This window comes from Paraburkholderia sp. OAS925 (assembly GCF_040543975.1).
Classification (GTDB): domain Bacteria; phylum Pseudomonadota; class Gammaproteobacteria; order Burkholderiales; family Burkholderiaceae; genus Paraburkholderia; species Paraburkholderia graminis.
In genome coordinates this window covers 4,181,627-4,198,536 of the sequence record NZ_JBEUNO010000001.1, presented here as the reverse complement: position 1 = coordinate 4,198,536, position 16,910 = coordinate 4,181,627, and the positions used below count along the sequence as shown (strand labels likewise).

The following is a 16,910-nucleotide window of genomic DNA, read 5'->3' as shown; positions in this document are numbered from 1 at the left end:
CACCAAAAAACAGTCCCGCGATTATAGCCGCCCCGCTTTTCAGCTTTCGGCATGCTTACTGACAGTTCTTTACAAGTCTCCGCGCCACGTTGAATGAGGCCTCACTGTAGCTGCTTTGACGATCGCCGGCGCGTCGGTTTCGACGACGTTGGCCGTTTGGCTGAGTGTCGCTCAGACGCGCCGATGCGCACAATCCTCCTCGCTGCTCGCGTTCGAATCGTTCGCCGCGCGAGTCTCAGGGAGGGCGTGATGACAATAAGAAGTTCATGGCTGGAAGCTGTGCAGGCGGGTATGCAGCGTTTCGCTGCGGGTATCGACGTGAGTTCGCAGGACGTGCGGCTCGTCGTGGTGAGTCAGCGTGCGCGAGCCTGCGCGTCGTTGCAGATCGAATATGTGCGCACGGTGCCGTTGCCGCCGAATGCAATGGCCGGCATCGAGATCGCGGATCGCCAAGCGGTCTCGCGCGCGTTGCGCGATGCGTTTGCCGATCTGCCTCATTCATGCGCGACGTCCGCATTGCGATGCGCGATGGCGGTGCCCGCGTCCGCGACGCTGACCGCCACGGTCCCGCTCGCACGCCTCGCCGTGCAAAGCGGTGGCGCGGAAGACGGCGGATATGAACTCGCCGAGCTCGAACCGGCGGTGATGAGCGAAGTGGAACGCATCGCGGGACTCGAGCGGCACGCATTGGCCGTCGACTGGTTTGTCGATGACCGGCCGTCGCCGGTTCGTTCGGTGACGATTGCCGCGACCGCGCGTCAGCATATCGAAGCGCGCATCGAATGCGCGGCGGCCGCGGGCATTTCGCTGACCGCGATAGACGGCGAGCCGCATGCCGCGCTGCGTGCGATGCGCTATGCGGCGAGCCGCGAGCTCGATCCACATGAACCTTATGTGGCGTTGTGGATCGGCGCCGACGGCGTGCAAGGCTGGCGTCTCGTCGACGACAGCGTCGCCGCCGAAATGCGCTATCCCGCGCCCGAGCATTCCGATCTCGCCGACGCATTGCGCGATCTGGCGCATGGCCCGGAGTGCGACTGTGCGCTGGTGGGCGGCGAACTCGATCTGCTCGAGGGCGTCGGCTTCTCGATGGCGGATATCGCGGATGTTCTCGGCTGCACCGTGTTGCCGTTCGAGTGCGGCGCATTGGGCGGCGTCGCGCGCAAGCTGAGCGATCCGCTGCTGCACGAACCGGCAGGCGCCGTTGCATTCGGGCTTGCGTTGCGCGGGGTGCTCGAATGAGCGCGGCCGTTTTCGACGCACGACATCTCGGCGCGGCGGCGCAATCGCATGTCGCGCGCGACATGCGCCGGCTGCGCGCGGTGAATTCGTTCACGCCGAGGCTCGGCGGTTTCAATCTGCTGCCGCACAGACAACGCGACGCGCGGCTTGCGCGTCGGCGGTGCGTCCTTCTATGGGCCGCCGCCGCGTTGGCCGGCTGCGCTGCTGTGGTTGCGCTCGCCGGATATCAGATGGTCGAGAAAGCGCGGCTCGATGCGCAGCGCGAGTCAGCCGAGCAGGCGCTTGCGCAGCTCGCCGCTCCGCTGGCCGAGCATACGAAGCTGCTGCGCGCGCGCGACAGGCAACGCGATGAAGCCGCCCGCGCAAAACGTCTCGCCGAGCCGCTCACCTATTTGCGCGATCTGCTCGATGCGCTGAGTTTCGAACCTGGCGACGGTGTGCTGTTGCAGCAGCTTCGCCAGCGCGAGCATGAGACCGAGCTCGTGGCGAGTTCGCGAGCGCACATCGATTCCGCGCAGTGGCTCAAGCGCCTCGGTGCGATACGCGGCGTGGAGAGCGCGGAGATGAGCGAATCGCATCGCGCGTCGGGCAAGGCGAATGCCGCGGCGAGCACTGCCGGCTCAACGGAGTTCGGTGCCCGCCTGCGCTGGGAGCACACCATAAAAAATACGGCCGAGCATGCGGGCCTGGCGGCATCGCCGAAAACGAGCGCCGATCACAGCGGAGGTTTGAAATGAGTACGACGTTTATAGACTTCGGCGGCGCGCAACAGCCAGGTTCCATGCTGGCGCATTGGATCAAACGTGCGCGCGCGCCGCTTCATACGTGGAGCAGGCGTCGCCGCTGGGCGGTTGCGTTGTTGATTGCGCTGGTGGTGTTCGGCCTCGGCGCGCATGGATGGATCGTGGCCGATCTCGGGCGCCTCGAAGCAAGCCGCGCGGCGCTGCATGCGAGCGCGCAGCGTCTCGCGGAGGCAAAGCGTGCGCTTTTGCAATTGCCCGCGTTGCGTCGCGAAGCCGATGCGGCGAGCGGAACGACAGGAGGCGCGTGGCCGTCGCGGGCGCAATGGACTTCGGCGGATGACGTGCGCGTCGTCTCCGAACTCGCTGCGCAAAACGGCGTGATGTTGCTGGCAGTGGAGCCCGGCGCCGCGAGCGGCACGGGCGCACAAAGCGAGCGGCCGTTGCAGCTCTCTGCGCATACCGACTTTATCCATCTGATGTCGTTTCTGCGTGGCTTGACGGAGTTGCCGGTACTGATGGTTCCCGTCGACGTCACAATCAAGCGCGATGCGGCGTCGCTCTCGGTGAACGCGACGCTGCGCGTGTACAGCGGTTTGCGCCCGGCGCCTGTGAGCCTCTCGGTGCAGGAGCTCGCCGACGCAAGCCTTGATTCGGATGACGAAGAAGATGTCGTGTTCTTCGACCCGTTCTCGCCCGCCCAGATGCAGGCCGCGATCGACTTGCCCGGGCTCGCGCAACTGCGCCTTGTTGGATTGCTGCATGACCGTGCGCGCGGTCTGGCGTTAGTCGATACGCCGGACGGCGCAGCGACTGTCGCGTCCGGTCAGCAGATCGGCGACGAGCGCTTCACGCGCTTCGATGCGTCGGGTATCACGCTCGCCCGAGGTGATGCGACGCGCACGCTGCTGCTCGCGGAGGCTTCGTGATGAGCATCAGGAAGGTCTTGTGTGCCGACGCGCGGTCGATTGTGGGCGCTGTTCTTCGCCGTGCGGCCCGCGCATGCTCCGGCTCTGGGCTGCCGATTAGCGTGCATTTCAGCGTGTGCGTCAGCATGGCAATCGGCGTGGCGCTGAGTGCCGGCATCGCGCAGGCGGCGATTCCATCGCTGCCACCGTTGCCTGCCTATCTGCCGCTCGACGAGGCATCGTCGCCTTCCGACGCGCGCTACGATGCCCCGCCGCTGCCACGCGGCACGATCGCCGAGACGCCGAACCCGTTCCGCGACGATTCTCCCGATGACACGGCGGTCTCACACACGACGCCTGCGCTGGCCGATCGAACCCACACGGGCGATGCAACCGACCCCGCCGACGGCTCCGCGCCTCTTGGCCCGCAAGCGGCAGCCTTAAGTCGCGAGGCCGCTGCGACATCATCCGCGCTCGAAGGCCCGCCCGTCCCGTTGCCGCCGCTCGCACGCCTGAGCGGCGCGCCGAAAACCGCCGCCGACGCCTCGCTAGCAGCCGACGACAAGCCGATCTCGCTGAACTTCCAGCGCGCCGAGCTGGGCGCGGTGCTGAATGCGTTTGCGCAATTCACCGGCTTGAACATCGTCGCGAGCGAGAGAGTGCGCGGCGCCGTGTCGCTGCGCCTCGACAAAGTGCCGTGGCGCGTCGCGTTCGACACGCTGCTCGACGTTCACGGCCTCGCGATGGAGCGCCACGGCAACGTCGTGTGGGTCGCGCCCATCGCGGATCTGGCGGCGCGCGAGCGGCAGCGCTACGAGGCCCACGCGCGGGCCGCCGATCTCGAACCGCTCGCGAGCCGCACATTCCAGTTGCACTATGCACGCGCCGAAGACGTGCGGCGTCTGTTGACCGGCTCGGGCAACCAGCGCGTGCTGTCGAAGCGCGGCGCCGTGACCGCCGATCCGCGCACGAATCTGCTGTTCGTGACCGACCTGGAGGGCCGCCTCGCGCAGATAGCCGCGCTGCTTGCTTCCGTCGACCGGCCGACGCGGCAGGTGCTGATCGAGGCGCGCATCGTCGAAGGCGAGCATGGTTTTTCGCGCAATCTCGGCGTGCGGCTTTCGATGGCGGGCACCAGCGCCGACGGCACCACGCGTGGCCTCAGCGGCGGCAAGGACGGGCTGGTCGCCGATCTGTCCGCGCGGCCGATCGCGGGCTTCGACGCCGCCACGGCCGGGCTCACGCTGTTCGCGGCGGGCGCGACGCGGCTTCTGAACATCGAATTGAGCGCGCTCGAGGCCGAAGGGCGTGGAGAGGTCGTTTCCAGTCCGCGCGTCGTTACCGCCGACCGGATGAAGGCCGTGGTCGAGCAGGGCACCGAACTGCCGTATCAGGCGAAAGTCGGGCAGGGCGTGTCGGGCGTGCAGTTCCGGCGGGCCACGCTGAAGCTCGAAGTCGAGCCGCAGATCATGCCGGACGGCCGCGTCGTGCTAGACCTCGATGTGGCCAAGGACAGCGTCGGCGAACAGACCGACGCCGGTCCCGCGATCAACACCAAGCACGTGCAAACCCGGGTCGAAGTGGAAGACGGTGGTACGGTGTCGATCGGCGGAATCTACGCGACGGACGGTCGCGACGATGTGACTCGGGTGCCGCTCCTGGGCAAAATACCGGTTTTAGGCGCGCTTTTCCGCCATCGGGCCCATCGCGACCAGCGCAGCGAACTGGCTGTTTTCATCACGCCGCGCGTCGTTCAGACGAATTGAGGGCACGCGCCCGCCGCGCGAAAGCGGCGGCGCGCAGGCTCGACAAGGCAGCCGCTTTGCCAGTAAGCTGCGGCACGAACCATACCGGATTAGCCAGAGGACACCGTTGCAAGCGCGGGACGCACACGCCAATGTATTTTTTGTAGGGCTCATGGGGGCAGGAAAGACCACCGTGGGCCGGGCCATTGCGCGCCGTCTCGATCGCCCGTTCTTCGATTCGGACCATGAAATCGAAGCGCGTACGGGCGCGCGCATTCCGGTGATCTTCGAGCTCGAGGGCGAAGCCGGCTTTCGCGACCGCGAGGCGAGCGTCATTTCGGAACTCACGGAGCGCGACAACATCGTGCTGGCAACCGGCGGCGGCGCCGTGCTTCGGCCGGAAAACCGCGCGGCGCTGCAAAACCGCGGCGTCGTGATTTACCTGCGCGCGAATCCGCACGATCTGTGGCTGCGCACGCGGCGCGACAAGAATCGTCCGCTTCTGCAAACGGAAGACCCGAAAGCGCGGCTCGAAGCGCTCTACGAAGTGCGCGATCCGCTCTACCGCGAGTGCGCGCATTTTGTGATTGAAACAGGCCGGCCTTCGGTCAACGGACTCGTCAATATGGTTCTGATGCAGCTCGAGATGGCCGGCGTCGCCAAACATCCTGCGTCATAATGGGCCGTATGATTACCGTCAACGTCGAACTGGGCGAACGCGCCTACCCCATCCATATCGGTGCCGACCTGATCGGCCAGACTGCGCTGTTCGCGCCGCACATTGCGGGCAATTCGGTCACGATCGTCACCAACACCACCGTCGATCCGCTCTATGGCGACACGCTGCGCGCGGCGCTTGCGCCGCTCGGCAAGCAGGTGTCCACGGTCGTGTTGCCCGACGGCGAGGCGTACAAGAATCTCGAAACGCTGAACCTGATTTTCGACGCGCTGCTCGGCTCGCGCGCCGACCGCAAGACGACGCTGATCGCGTTGGGCGGCGGCGTGATCGGCGATATGACGGGTTTTGCGGCGGCCTGCTATATGCGCGGCGTGCCGTTCATCCAGGTGCCGACCACGCTGCTCTCGCAGGTGGATTCGTCGGTGGGCGGCAAGACGGGCATCAATCATCCGCTCGGCAAGAACATGATCGGCGCGTTTTATCAGCCGCGAGCGGTGATCGCCGACATCGGCGCATTGCGCACGCTGCCCGCGCGCGAACTGGCGGCGGGCATCGCCGAGGTCATCAAGACCGGCGCGATTGCCGACGCCGGCTTTTTCCGCTGGATCGAGGCCAACGTCGAGGCGCTCAATCGCTGCGAACCCGCGGCGCTCGCGGAGGCGGTCAAGCGCTCATGCGAGATCAAGGCGTCGGTGGTCGCGCAGGACGAACGCGAAGGCGGGCTGCGCGCCATTCTCAACTTCGGCCACACGTTCGGTCACGCGATCGAAGCGGGCCTTGGCTACGGCGAGTGGCTGCACGGGGAGGCCGTCGGCTGCGGAATGGTGATGGCGGCGGATCTGTCCGTGCGTCTCGGCTATCTGGACGAAGCGTCGCGCAAGCGGCTCGTCGACGTGATCGTCGCCGCGCATTTGCCGACCCGCGCGCCCGCGCTCGGCGAATCGCGCTACATCGAACTGATGCAGGTCGACAAGAAGGCGGAAGCCGGCGCGATCAAGTTCATTCTGCTGAAGCGTTTCGGTGAGACGCTCATCACTCAGGCACCCGACGCCGAGGTGCACGCCACGCTGGCCGCCGCCGTCTGATACGCGGACATTCCAGCAAGGCGCCGCGCACGGCGTCGAGCGGCGCCGCCCATGTTTCGGAGAAGCCGGTGACAGACAGGCGCAGCGACGATGTAAAGCAGCAACCCGCCGCAGCCGCGGCCGCGCTCGGCGCGCTCACGCAGGAAGCGCTCGAAGCGCATCTCGCGCCATATGCCGCGCACTCGGCGCATTCGCGCGGGCGCCGCTATCCGGAAGCCCCGCCGAGCGCGCGCACCGAGTTCCAGCGCGACCGCGACCGCATCGTTCATTCGACGGCGTTCCGCCGCCTCGAATACAAGACGCAGGTGTTCGTGAACCATGAGGGCGACCTGTTCCGCACGCGTCTCACGCATAGTCTGGAAGTCGCGCAGATCGCGCGCTCCGTGGCGCGTAACCTGCGCGTGAACGAAGACCTCGTCGAAGCCATTTCTCTTGCCCACGATCTCGGCCACACGCCGTTCGGTCATGCCGGCCAGGACGCGCTGAACGAGTGCATGCGCGAGCACGGCGGCTTCGAGCACAATCTGCAAAGCCTCGCAGTGGTGGACGATCTCGAGGAGCACTATGGCGCGTACAACGGCCTGAACCTGTGTTTCGAAACGCGCGAAGGCATTCTCAAGCATTGCTCACGTGAGAATGCGCGGCGGCTCGGCGCTTTAGGCGAGCGGTTTCTCGAAGGGCGTCAGCCGTCCATCGAAGCGCAGATCGCGAATGTCGCCGATGAAATCGCCTACAACAATCACGATGTCGACGACGGTCTGCGCTCGGGTTTGCTCACCGTCGAGCAACTCGCCGAAGTCGAGCTTTGGCAAACGCACTTCGAAGCGGCGCGGCGCGATTTCCCGCAGATCGAAGGCCGCAGGCTGATTCACGAGACGGTGCGGCGCATCATCAATACGCTGATCGTCGATCTTATCGACACGACCAAGCTGAACCTTGCGCATCATGCGCCCGATTCGCTCGACGCCGTGCGCGCGGCGCCGGCGCTCGTCGCGCATAGCGAGCCGATCGCGGCCCAGGCGGCGGCGCTCAAGCGCTTTCTGTTCAAGAACCTGTACCGCCATTACCGCGTGATGCGGATGGCCAACAAGGCGCGCCGCGTCGTCGTCGGTCTGTTCGACGCGTTCACCGACGATCCGCGGCTCCTGCCGCCCGGCTATCAGTCGACCGACGCCGCGCTGCAACCGCGCCTGATCGCGCATTACATCGCGGGCATGACGGACCGCTATGCGCTGAAGGAGTATCAGCGCCTGTTCGTCATCGACGACAACTGAGCGGCCACGACGGCGACGCCGTAGCGTGCCGCAGTGGCCGCGCGCCTGGCAAGCGCGCGCTCGCAGTAGCCGCGCCTGTCAGCGCACCCGCGAGGCAAACAGCGCGCCTACGATCAACGCGAGGCCGCCGACAATCGCCAGCGTCTGCCACGGATTCTCATGCACGTAGTCGTCGGCATCGGCTAGCGCGACGTTCGCGCGTTCGCGCACGGCTTCGCGCGTGTCGCTTAAACGGGCGCGCGCGTTGTCGAGCTGCTTGCGCAATTTGCCGCGCAGTGCGACGGCGTCGGCCTGCGTGCCGTCCGCCAGGGTGGACTCCAGCTCGGACATCAGCGTGCGCAGTTCGCCTGCAATGTCTTCGGCCGCGTGGCGGCTGTGTCGCGCAATGCGTCGCGCGCGGCGGCTCGTGCTGGTCCAGGATTCGCCGAGGGCGTCTCGCGTATTCGGAAGTGCTGTCATGGTCGCTCCGTCGATGAGGGTGAAAAAGGCCCACGTTCACGGTTGCGTTAAACCTGATCGCAACGCAGGAAACACCAGCAGAACGCAACTTCGGTGCCACAGCCGAATGCTCCGCCCACGGCGGCGCGCGCCGAATTTCCTCAGCACATATTGCCTTCGCGACGGGTCAAATTTACAAACGCAGCGGCAACGGGACGCGCGGCATCGGTAAAGCCGGCGCGGTGGCTCGCCGCGCGCACAAAATAAAAAACGCCGCCATTGGATGAATGACGGCGTTGTTCAAGCCCCGGAAATTCGACTACCCTAATCGCACGGCATAGTTCGATGCCCGCGCGTTGAACGCTGTGCGAAGCGGGCGTTCGGAGCGACTGCAAAAAGCGAGTGTTAAAAGCGGTAACCGATATTGACGTACGTAACGATCGGGTTCAGCTTGATCTTGGTTTCCGATTGCACATTGAGCGTGCCGACCGGCGTCTTCGCCTGCGTGTTCAGTTTGGCCGTCGTGCTGAGCGGCAGGTACGACACCGAAGCGCCTGCGAACCAGTGCTCGTTGAACGCGTAAGTGAAACCCAGATTAAACACCGGCTCCCACGAACTATCCGTAGTGACGCTGGTCGGACCATGCAGGACGTTTGCCTGAAATGCGCCGTTGGTGATCTTCTCGTCGGTGAACCAGATACGGCTCACGCCGATACCGAGATACGGACGGAACGTAGCAGTGGGGGCGTTGAAGTAGTACTTGAACAGCAGCGTCGGGCTCCACTGTTTTGCCTGCCCGATCTTGCCGAATTGTTCGAGGCTGCCGCTGCCGTTCAGGTCGAACGAAGGCGGATAGCCAACCACGAATTCGGTCGCGATATGGTCGGTGATGAAGTAGCCAAGAGCCAGGCCGATGGTGTCGGCCGAACTCAGCGTTGCTCCGGTGTTCGGTTCGGTGATGTTGGTCGGACTGCCGCCGATGCTCGTCACTTTCAGGGGCTTGCTGCTCGATTGAGGCGCAAGATGGAACCAGCCTGTTGTGACGGTAAAGCTACCGGCCGATTGTGCGTATGCTGCCGTTGTCATGCCGGCTAGCATCGCGGTCCCCACTACGGCCTGTTTTAATTTCATATGTGCTCCTCCAAAAAAGGCCCGCTCATTATGAACACAACGTTTGAAACTAACCATACGCGGCGGTTAGAGTTTTCTCCCTAAGCCACGCGCGCTTTCTGGCCTGGCCGCGCCGCGCCGAATCTCCGGCGCATGCGGCTCTTCGGACCTTCGGGTATGTACCAACGCGACTATCGGATACTTCAGCATGGCACGGCTTGCACGTCTTTATGTTCCTGACCAGCCGCAGCACGTCATCCTCCGCGGACTCGATCAGCAGCCTGCGTTCGTCGACGACCAGGACTATGAATTGTTCATCGACTGTTTGAAAGCGGCTTCCCGCGACCATCACCTGTCGATCCACGCTTATGCGTTGATGCCGGGCGCGGTTCAACTGCTCGTCACGCCGACCGAGGAGTCGAGTCTGCCCAAGGCGATGCAGGCGGTGGGGCGCCGCTATGTGGCGCACTTCAACCGTCGCTACGCGCGGCGCGGCACGCTGTGGGAAGGGCGTTATCGCGCCACGGTGATCGAGGGCGAGCGGTACTTTCTGCTGGCGAGCCGCGTCGTCGAAATGTGTCCGGTGCGCATGCAGCTCGTGAGCGCGCCGGAAGACTACCGGTGGTCGAGCTACCGGCATCACATCGGTCTCACGCTCGACAGCCTGATCACCGACCATCCGCTTTACTGGTCGCTCGGCAATACGCCATTCGAGCGGCAACGCGCGTACCGCGAGCTCTGCGAACAGCCACTCGACGAACGCGAGGCAAGCCAGCTTCAGCAGGCCACCTTAAAGGGCTGGGTGCTCGGCAGCGACACGTATCGCGAATGGGCGGCGCGCGCGGCGAACCGGCGCGTGTCTCCGTTGCCGCGCGGACGGCCGCGCAAGGTTCGCGAGACGCCGCAGACGCAATAAACGCAGCGAGCGCCCACGCTCGATAGGCAATCAGAATCAACGGTTTAGGTTTTGAACGGCATTCGGACATGCCGTTTTATTTTGCCCATTTTCGATATGGCACCAATAAAAGCGAGCCGCAATGCACCAAATTGATAATTGGGGATCGAACGCAACGTTTTATTTGCTATTCCGTTGATTCGTCGCGTATATTCCGAATTCCGGCGTTTTTGATATGTGCAGGATGCAGCCTCAGAAGCGCCTTCGCCGTTGCGGGTGTGCACGTGCGGCAATAGAAAAAACGGTTTAACGGCCTGTCCGGCCCCTCACAGACGGTGTCCCCATGAACGATCACCAGCAACCGGTTCACCCGGTTCCCGCCGCGCAAGGGTTGTACGACCCGCAAAACGAACATGACGCCTGCGGCGTCGGCTTCGTCGCTCATATCAAGGGCAAGAAAAGTCACGAGATCATCGAGCAGGGCCTGAAGATTCTGGAGAATCTCGACCACCGCGGCGCTGTCGGCGCCGATCCGCTCATGGGCGACGGCGCGGGCATTCTGATCCAGATTCCGGACGGTTTCTATCGCGAGGAAATGGCACGGCAAGGCGTGACCTTGCCGCCGTTCGGCGAATACGGCGTCGGCATGGTGTTCCTGCCGAAGGAACACGCATCGCGTCTCGCCTGCGAGCAGGAACTGGAGCGCACGGTCAAGGCCGAAGGTCAGGTCGTGCTCGGCTGGCGCGACGTGCCGGTCGATCACACCATGCCGATCTCGCCCACTGTGAAGGCGAGCGAGCCGCTGATCCGCCAGATCTTCATCGGCCGCGGCAAGGACATCATGGTGACCGACGCGCTCGAGCGGAAGCTGTATGTGATCCGCAAGACCGCGAGCCACCGCATCCAGGCGCTCAAGCTCAAGCACGGCAAGGAATACTTCGTGCCGTCCATGTCGGGCGCGCACGGTGGTCTACAAGGGGCTGCTGCTCGCGGGTCAGGTCGGCGTGTACTACCGCGACCTGCAGGACGAGCGCACGGTGTCGGCGCTCGCGCTCGTGCATCAGCGCTTCTCGACCAACACGTTCCCGGCGTGGGAACTGGCTCACCCGTACCGGATGATCGCCCACAACGGCGAAATCAACACGGTGAAGGGCAACGTCAACTGGCTGAACGCGCGTACCGGCGCGATCGCGTCGCACGTGCTCGGCGACGATCTGCCGAAGCTGTGGCCGCTCATCTATCCGGGCCAATCGGACACGGCATCGTTCGACAACTGCCTCGAACTGCTCGTGATGGCCGGCTATCCGCTCGTCCACGCCATGATGATGATGATCCCGGAAGCCTGGGAACAGCACACGCTGATGGACGACAACCGCCGCGCGTTCTACGAATACCACGCCGCGATGATGGAGCCGTGGGACGGCCCCGCTGCAATCGCCTTCACCGACGGCCGCCAGATCGGCGCGACGCTCGATCGTAACGGCCTGCGCCCGGCGCGCTACATCGTCACGGACGACGACCTCGTCATCATGGCGTCCGAAGCGGGCACGCTGCCTATCCCCGAGTCGAAGATCGTCAAGAAGTGGCGTTTGCAGCCGGGCAAGATGTTCCTGATCGACATGGAACACGGCCGCATCATCGACGACAAGGAACTGAAGGACAACCTCGCCAACGCGAAGCCGTACAAGAGCTGGATCGACGCCGTGCGCATCAAGCTCGACGAGATCGAGCCGAAGGCCGAAGACGTCGCGACGGAACGCCGCGAAGCCGCCGCGTTGCTGGATCGTCAGCAGGCGTTCGGCTACACGCAGGAAGACCTCAAGTTCCTGATGGCGCCGATGGCGCAAGCCGGTGAAGAAGCCGTCGGTTCGATGGGCAACGACTCGCCGCTCGCGGTCATGTCCAACAAGAACAAGACGCTCTATCACTACTTCAAGCAGCTGTTCGCGCAAGTCACGAACCCGCCGATCGACCCGATCCGCGAAAACATGGTGATGTCGCTCGTGTCGTTCGTCGGTCCGAAGCCGAACCTGCTCGACACGAACAACATCAACCCCCCGATGCGTCTCGAAGTGTCGCAGCCCGTGCTCGACTTCAAGGACATCGCCAAGATCCGCGCGATCGATCAGTACACGGGCGGCAAGTTCAGCTCGTACGAACTGAACATCTGCTATCCGGTTGCGTGGGGCAAGGAAGGCATCGAGGCGCGTCTCGCGTCGCTGTGCGCGGAAGCCGTCGACGCCGTCAAGTCCGGCTACAACATGCTGATCGTGTCGGACCGCAAGACCGACCGCGACAACGTCGCGATCCCGGCGCTGCTGGCCACGGCCGCTATTCACACGCATCTCGTGCAGCAAGGTTTGCGCACGAGCACCGGTCTGGTCGTCGAAACCGGATCGGCGCGTGAGACGCATCACTTCGCGCTGCTCGCGGGCTATGGCGCGGAAGCCGTGCATCCGTACCTCGCGATGGAAACGCTCGCGCAGCTCGCGGCCGGCCTGAAGGGCGACCTGTCGGCGGAGAAGGCGATCTACAACTTCACGAAGGCGGTCGGCAAGGGCTTGCAGAAGGTCATGTCCAAGATGGGCATTTCGACCTACATGTCGTACACCGGCGCGCAGATTTTCGAAGCAGTCGGCCTCGCTGAAGACCTCGTGCAGAAGTACTTCAAGGGCACGTCGTCGAAGGTCGGCGGCATCGGTTTGTTCGACGTCGCCGAAGAAGCGATCCGTCTGCATCGCGATGCGTTCGGCGACAACCCGGTTCTCGCGAGCATGCTCGACGCGGGCGGCGAGTACGCGTATCGCGTGCGCGGCGAAGAACACATGTGGACGCCGGATGCGATCGCCAAGCTGCAACACTCGGCGCGCAGCAACTCGTATCAGACGTACAAGGAATACGCGCATCTGATCAACGATCAGACCAAGCGTCACATGACGTTCCGCGGCCTGTTCGAATTCAAGCTCGATCCGGCCAAGGCAATTCCGCTCGACGAAGTCGAACCGGCGAAGGAAATCGTCAAGCGTTTCGCGACCGGCGCCATGTCGCTCGGCTCGATCAGCACCGAAGCGCACGCCACGCTGGCGGTCGCGATGAACCGCATCGGCGGCAAGTCGAACACGGGCGAAGGCGGCGAGGACGAAAACCGCTATCGCAACGAACTGCGCGGCATCCCGATCAAGAACGGCGACACGATGAAGTCCGTCATCGGCGACGAAGTGATCGTCGACATTCCGTTGAAGGACGGCGATTCGCTGCGCTCGAAGATCAAGCAGGTCGCATCGGGCCGCTTCGGCGTGACGGCGGAATACCTCGCGTCCGCCGATCAGATCCAGATCAAGATGGCGCAGGGCGCGAAGCCGGGCGAAGGCGGCCAGTTGCCGGGCCACAAGGTGTCCGACTACATCGGCAAGCTGCGTTATTCGGTGCCGGGCGTCGGCCTGATTTCGCCGCCGCCGCACCACGACATCTATTCGATCGAAGATCTGGCGCAGCTCATTCACGATCTGAAGAACGCGAACCCGGCGGCGAGCGTCTCGGTGAAGCTCGTGTCGGAGTCGGGCGTCGGCACGGTTGCCGCGGGCGTTGCCAAGGCGAAGGCCGATCACGTCGTGATCGCGGGCCACGACGGCGGCACGGGCGCGTCGCCGCTGTCGTCGATCAAGCACGCCGGCACGCCGTGGGAACTCGGTCTCGCCGAAACGCAGCAGACGCTGGTGCTCAACCAGTTGCGCGGCCGTATCCGCGTGCAGGCCGACGGTCAGATGAAGACCGGCCGCGACGTCGTGATCGGTGCGCTGCTCGGCGCCGACGAATTCGGCTTTGCGACGGCGCCGCTCGTCGTCGAAGGCTGCATCATGATGCGCAAGTGCCATCTGAACACGTGCCCGGTCGGCGTAGCGACGCAAGATCCGGTGCTGCGTGCGAAGTTCAAGGGCCAGCCGGAACACGTCGTGAACTTCTTCTTCTTCGTCGCTGAAGAAGCACGCGAACTCATGGCGCAACTGGGCATCCGCAAGTTCGACGATCTGATCGGCCACGCCGAATTGCTCGACATGAAGAAGGGCGTCGAGCACTGGAAGGCGAAGGGTCTCGACTTCTCGCGCGTGTTCTACCAGCCGCAAGTGCCGGCCGAAGTCGCGCGCAAGCACGTGGAACAGCAGGATCACGGTCTCGATCGCGCGCTCGATCACACGCTGATCGAGAAGGCGAAGGCGGCCATCGAGAAGGGCGAGCATGTGTCGTTCATCCAGCCGGTGCGCAACGTCAATCGTACGGTCGGCGCGATGCTGTCCGGCACGATCGCGAAGAAGTACGGCCACGACGGCTTGCCCGACGACACAATCCACATCCAGTTGAAGGGCACGGCGGGCCAGAGCTTCGGCGCGTTCCTCGCGAAGGGCATCACGCTGGATCTCGTCGGCGACGGCAACGACTACGTCGGCAAGGGTTTGTCAGGGCGGGCGGATCATCATTCGTCCCACGAACGATTTCCGCGGCAAGTCGGAAGAGAACATCATCTGCGGCAACACGGTGATGTACGGCGCGATCGAAGGCGAAGCCTTCTTCCGCGGCGTGGCGGGCGAACGTTTCTGCGTGCGTAACTCGGGCGCGACGGCGGTTGTCGAAGGCACGGGCGACCACGGCTGCGAATACATGACGGGCGGCACGGTGGTCGTGCTCGGCGAAACCGGGCGCAACTTTGCAGCGGGCATGTCGGGCGGCATCGCTTATGTGTACGACCCGGACAACACGTTCGCGGGCAAGTGCAACAAGTCGATGGTTGCGCTCGATCCGGTTCTGCAGCAGGCCGAACAGGAACGCACGGTCGACCGCGGCCTGTGGCACGCCGGCACCACCGACGAAGCGCTGCTGAAGGGTCTCGTCGAGCGTCACTTCCAGTTCACGGGCTCGCCGCGTGCAAAGGCGCTGCTCGAAAACTGGGACGCGTCGCGCCGTCAATTCGTGAAGGTGTTCCCGACCGAATACAAGCGCGCGCTCGGCGAAATGGCAGCGAAGAAAGCGAACAAGGAAGTGCTCGCCGCCTGAGCGCGGATTGAGCACTGACTGAACGCTGACTAAGCGCTGACTAAGCGCCGACCGCTCCCGCACAGTAGACGTCACCTTTAGCCGTACCCGCCGCCGCTCGACAATCCGATGCGCGGCGGGTCCAGATTACCCCTAGATACAGATAGAGAAGAGAACCACATGGGCAAGGCAACCGGTTTTCTCGAGTTCGAGCGCCGCCACGAGGCGTACGAAGCTCCGCTCACGCGTGTGAAGCACTACAAGGAATTCGTCGCGGCACTCACCGACGACGAAGCGAAGATTCAAGGCGCACGTTGCATGGACTGTGGCATCCCGTTTTGCAACAACGGCTGCCCGGTGAACAACATCATTCCGGACTTCAACGACCTGGTGTTCCATCAGGACTGGAAGACCGCGATTGAAGTGCTGCACTCCACGAACAACTTCCCGGAATTCACGGGCCGCATCTGCCCGGCGCCGTGCGAAGCAGCGTGCACGCTCGGCATCAACGACGACCCGGTCGGCATCAAGTCGCTCGAACACGCGATCATCGACAAAGCGTGGGCCGAAGGCTGGGTCGCGCCGCAGCCGCCGAAGCACAAGACCGGCAAGAAGGTCGCCGTGGTCGGTTCGGGCCCTGCTGGCCTGGCCGTCGCGCAGCAACTCGCGCGCGCGGGCCACGAGGTCACCGTGTTCGAGAAGAACGACCGCATCGGCGGCCTGCTGCGTTACGGCATTCCCGACTTCAAGCTGGAGAAGTGGCTGATCGACCGCCGCATGCGCCAGATGGAAGCGGAAGGCGTGACGTTCCGCGCCAACGTGTTCGTCGGCAAGGCGGACTCGCTGCCGCCGTACATCGGCAACACGGCGAAGGAAACCATCACGCCCGAGCAGTTGAAGGAAGACTTCGACGCGGTCGTGATCGCCGGCGGTTCGGAAACGCCGCGCGATCTGCCGGTGCCAGGACGCGAGCTGGAAGGCATTCACTATGCAATGGAATTCCTGCCGCAGCAGAACAAGGTCAACGCCGGCGACAAGGTCGCGAACCAGTTGCTCGCGAAGGGCAAGCATGTGGTCGTGATCGGCGGCGGCGATACGGGCTCGGACTGCGTGGGCACGTCGAATCGTCATGGCGCGAAGAGCGTCACGCAATTCGAACTGCTGCCGCAACCGCCGGAAGAAGAGAACAAGCCGCTCGTGTGGCCGTACTGGCCGATCAAGCTGCGCACGTCGTCGTCGCATGACGAAGGCTGCTCGCGCGATTGGGCGGTCGCCACGAAGCGCCTCGAAGGCAAGAACGGCAAGGTCGAAAAGCTGATCGCGGCACGCGTCGAATGGAAGGACGGCAAGATGGTCGAAGTGCCGGGTTCGGAGTTCGAAATGAAGGCCGACCTCGTGCTGCTCGCGATGGGCTTCACGCAGCCGGTGTCGCCGGTGCTCGAGGCGTTCGGCGTCGACAAGGATGCGCGCGGCAACGTGCGTGCTTCCACTGAGGGCGACAAGGCGTATTACACGTCGGTGGACAAGGTGTTCACGGCGGGCGACATGCGTCGCGGCCAGTCGCTCGTGGTGTGGGCGATCCGCGAAGGTCGTCAGTGCGCGCGTTCGGTCGATGCGTTCCTGATGGGTCATTCGGAACTGCCGCGTTAAACGTCTGTCTCGCCGCCAGCCAGGGTTTGCAGGAAGAGGTGGAGACGACGACGGTGCTTGCCTCGTGTTAAGCGGGCGGCACCGCCGAGAGCAGTGAGAACAAAGCCGGGCACCTG

General features: G+C 64.2%; 11 protein-coding genes and 1 pseudogene. 10 read left to right on the top strand and 2 right to left on the bottom strand.

Annotation, left to right across the window (positions count from 1 at the left end; genetic code table 11):
• Positions 1–249 precede the first annotated feature (249 nt).
• From pilM to ABIE53_RS18470, 7 genes are all read left to right on the top strand, one after another.
• Complete coding sequence (gene pilM, locus ABIE53_RS18500) at positions 250–1,242, top strand: type IV pilus biogenesis protein PilM (RefSeq protein ID WP_029971258.1); 993 nt, start codon at positions 250–252, stop codon at positions 1,240–1,242.
• Positions 1,239–1,979, top strand: coding sequence for a fimbrial assembly protein (locus tag ABIE53_RS18495; protein ID WP_192700436.1), 741 nt, complete (start codon positions 1,239–1,241; stop codon positions 1,977–1,979). The genes pilM and ABIE53_RS18495 overlap by 4 nt, the downstream gene beginning before the upstream one ends.
• Complete coding sequence (locus ABIE53_RS18490) at positions 1,976–2,911, top strand: hypothetical protein (protein WP_029971260.1); 936 nt, start codon at positions 1,976–1,978, stop codon at positions 2,909–2,911. Before ABIE53_RS18495 ends, ABIE53_RS18490 begins: the two co-directional genes overlap by 4 nt.
• Positions 2,912–3,036: 125 nt before the next feature.
• Positions 3,037–4,656 (top strand): type IV pilus secretin PilQ, encoded by a 1,620-nt coding sequence (locus ABIE53_RS18485; protein ID WP_244230945.1) that lies wholly within the window; start codon positions 3,037–3,039, stop codon positions 4,654–4,656.
• A 106-nt stretch (positions 4,657–4,762) separates the two neighbouring features.
• Positions 4,763–5,314, top strand: coding sequence for a shikimate kinase AroK (gene aroK, locus ABIE53_RS18480; RefSeq protein ID WP_006052245.1), 552 nt, complete (start codon positions 4,763–4,765; stop codon positions 5,312–5,314).
• A gap of 8 nt (positions 5,315–5,322) precedes the next feature.
• Positions 5,323–6,399: a 3-dehydroquinate synthase gene (aroB, locus tag ABIE53_RS18475; RefSeq protein ID WP_167450656.1), complete on the top strand. Its 1,077-nt coding sequence runs from the start codon at positions 5,323–5,325 to the stop codon at positions 6,397–6,399.
• Positions 6,400–6,467: 68 nt separating this feature from the next.
• On the top strand, positions 6,468–7,673 hold the full coding sequence (locus ABIE53_RS18470; protein WP_029971264.1) for a deoxyguanosinetriphosphate triphosphohydrolase: 1,206 nt from the start codon (positions 6,468–6,470) through the stop codon (positions 7,671–7,673).
• Positions 7,674–7,751: 78 nt separating this feature from the next.
• Here the strand turns inward: ABIE53_RS18470 and ABIE53_RS18465 are convergent, their stop codons facing one another.
• Both ABIE53_RS18465 and ABIE53_RS18460 read right to left on the bottom strand, forming a co-directional pair.
• Positions 7,752–8,132: an ElaB/YgaM/YqjD family protein gene (locus ABIE53_RS18465; protein WP_114156520.1), complete on the bottom strand. Its 381-nt coding sequence runs from the start codon at positions 8,130–8,132 to the stop codon at positions 7,752–7,754.
• 384 nt (positions 8,133–8,516) lie between these two features.
• Positions 8,517–9,242 carry an OmpW/AlkL family protein gene (locus ABIE53_RS18460; RefSeq protein WP_006052249.1) on the bottom strand — a complete coding sequence of 242 codons (726 nt, stop codon included), beginning with the start codon at positions 9,240–9,242 and terminating at the stop codon, positions 8,517–8,519.
• 187 nt (positions 9,243–9,429) lie between these two features.
• On the opposite strand from ABIE53_RS18460, the gene ABIE53_RS18455 reads away from it, so the two are divergent.
• From ABIE53_RS18455 to ABIE53_RS18445, 3 genes and pseudogenes are all read left to right on the top strand, one after another.
• Positions 9,430–10,137 carry a transposase gene (locus ABIE53_RS18455; protein WP_006052250.1) on the top strand — a complete coding sequence of 236 codons (708 nt, stop codon included), beginning with the start codon at positions 9,430–9,432 and terminating at the stop codon, positions 10,135–10,137.
• A gap of 322 nt (positions 10,138–10,459) precedes the next feature.
• A pseudogene (locus ABIE53_RS18450) lies at positions 10,460–15,165 on the top strand (glutamate synthase-related protein).
• A gap of 159 nt (positions 15,166–15,324) precedes the next feature.
• Entirely contained in the window at positions 15,325–16,794 is a 1,470-nt protein-coding gene (locus tag ABIE53_RS18445; protein ID WP_006052252.1) for a glutamate synthase subunit beta, read from the top strand.
• Positions 16,795–16,910 lie beyond the last annotated feature (116 nt).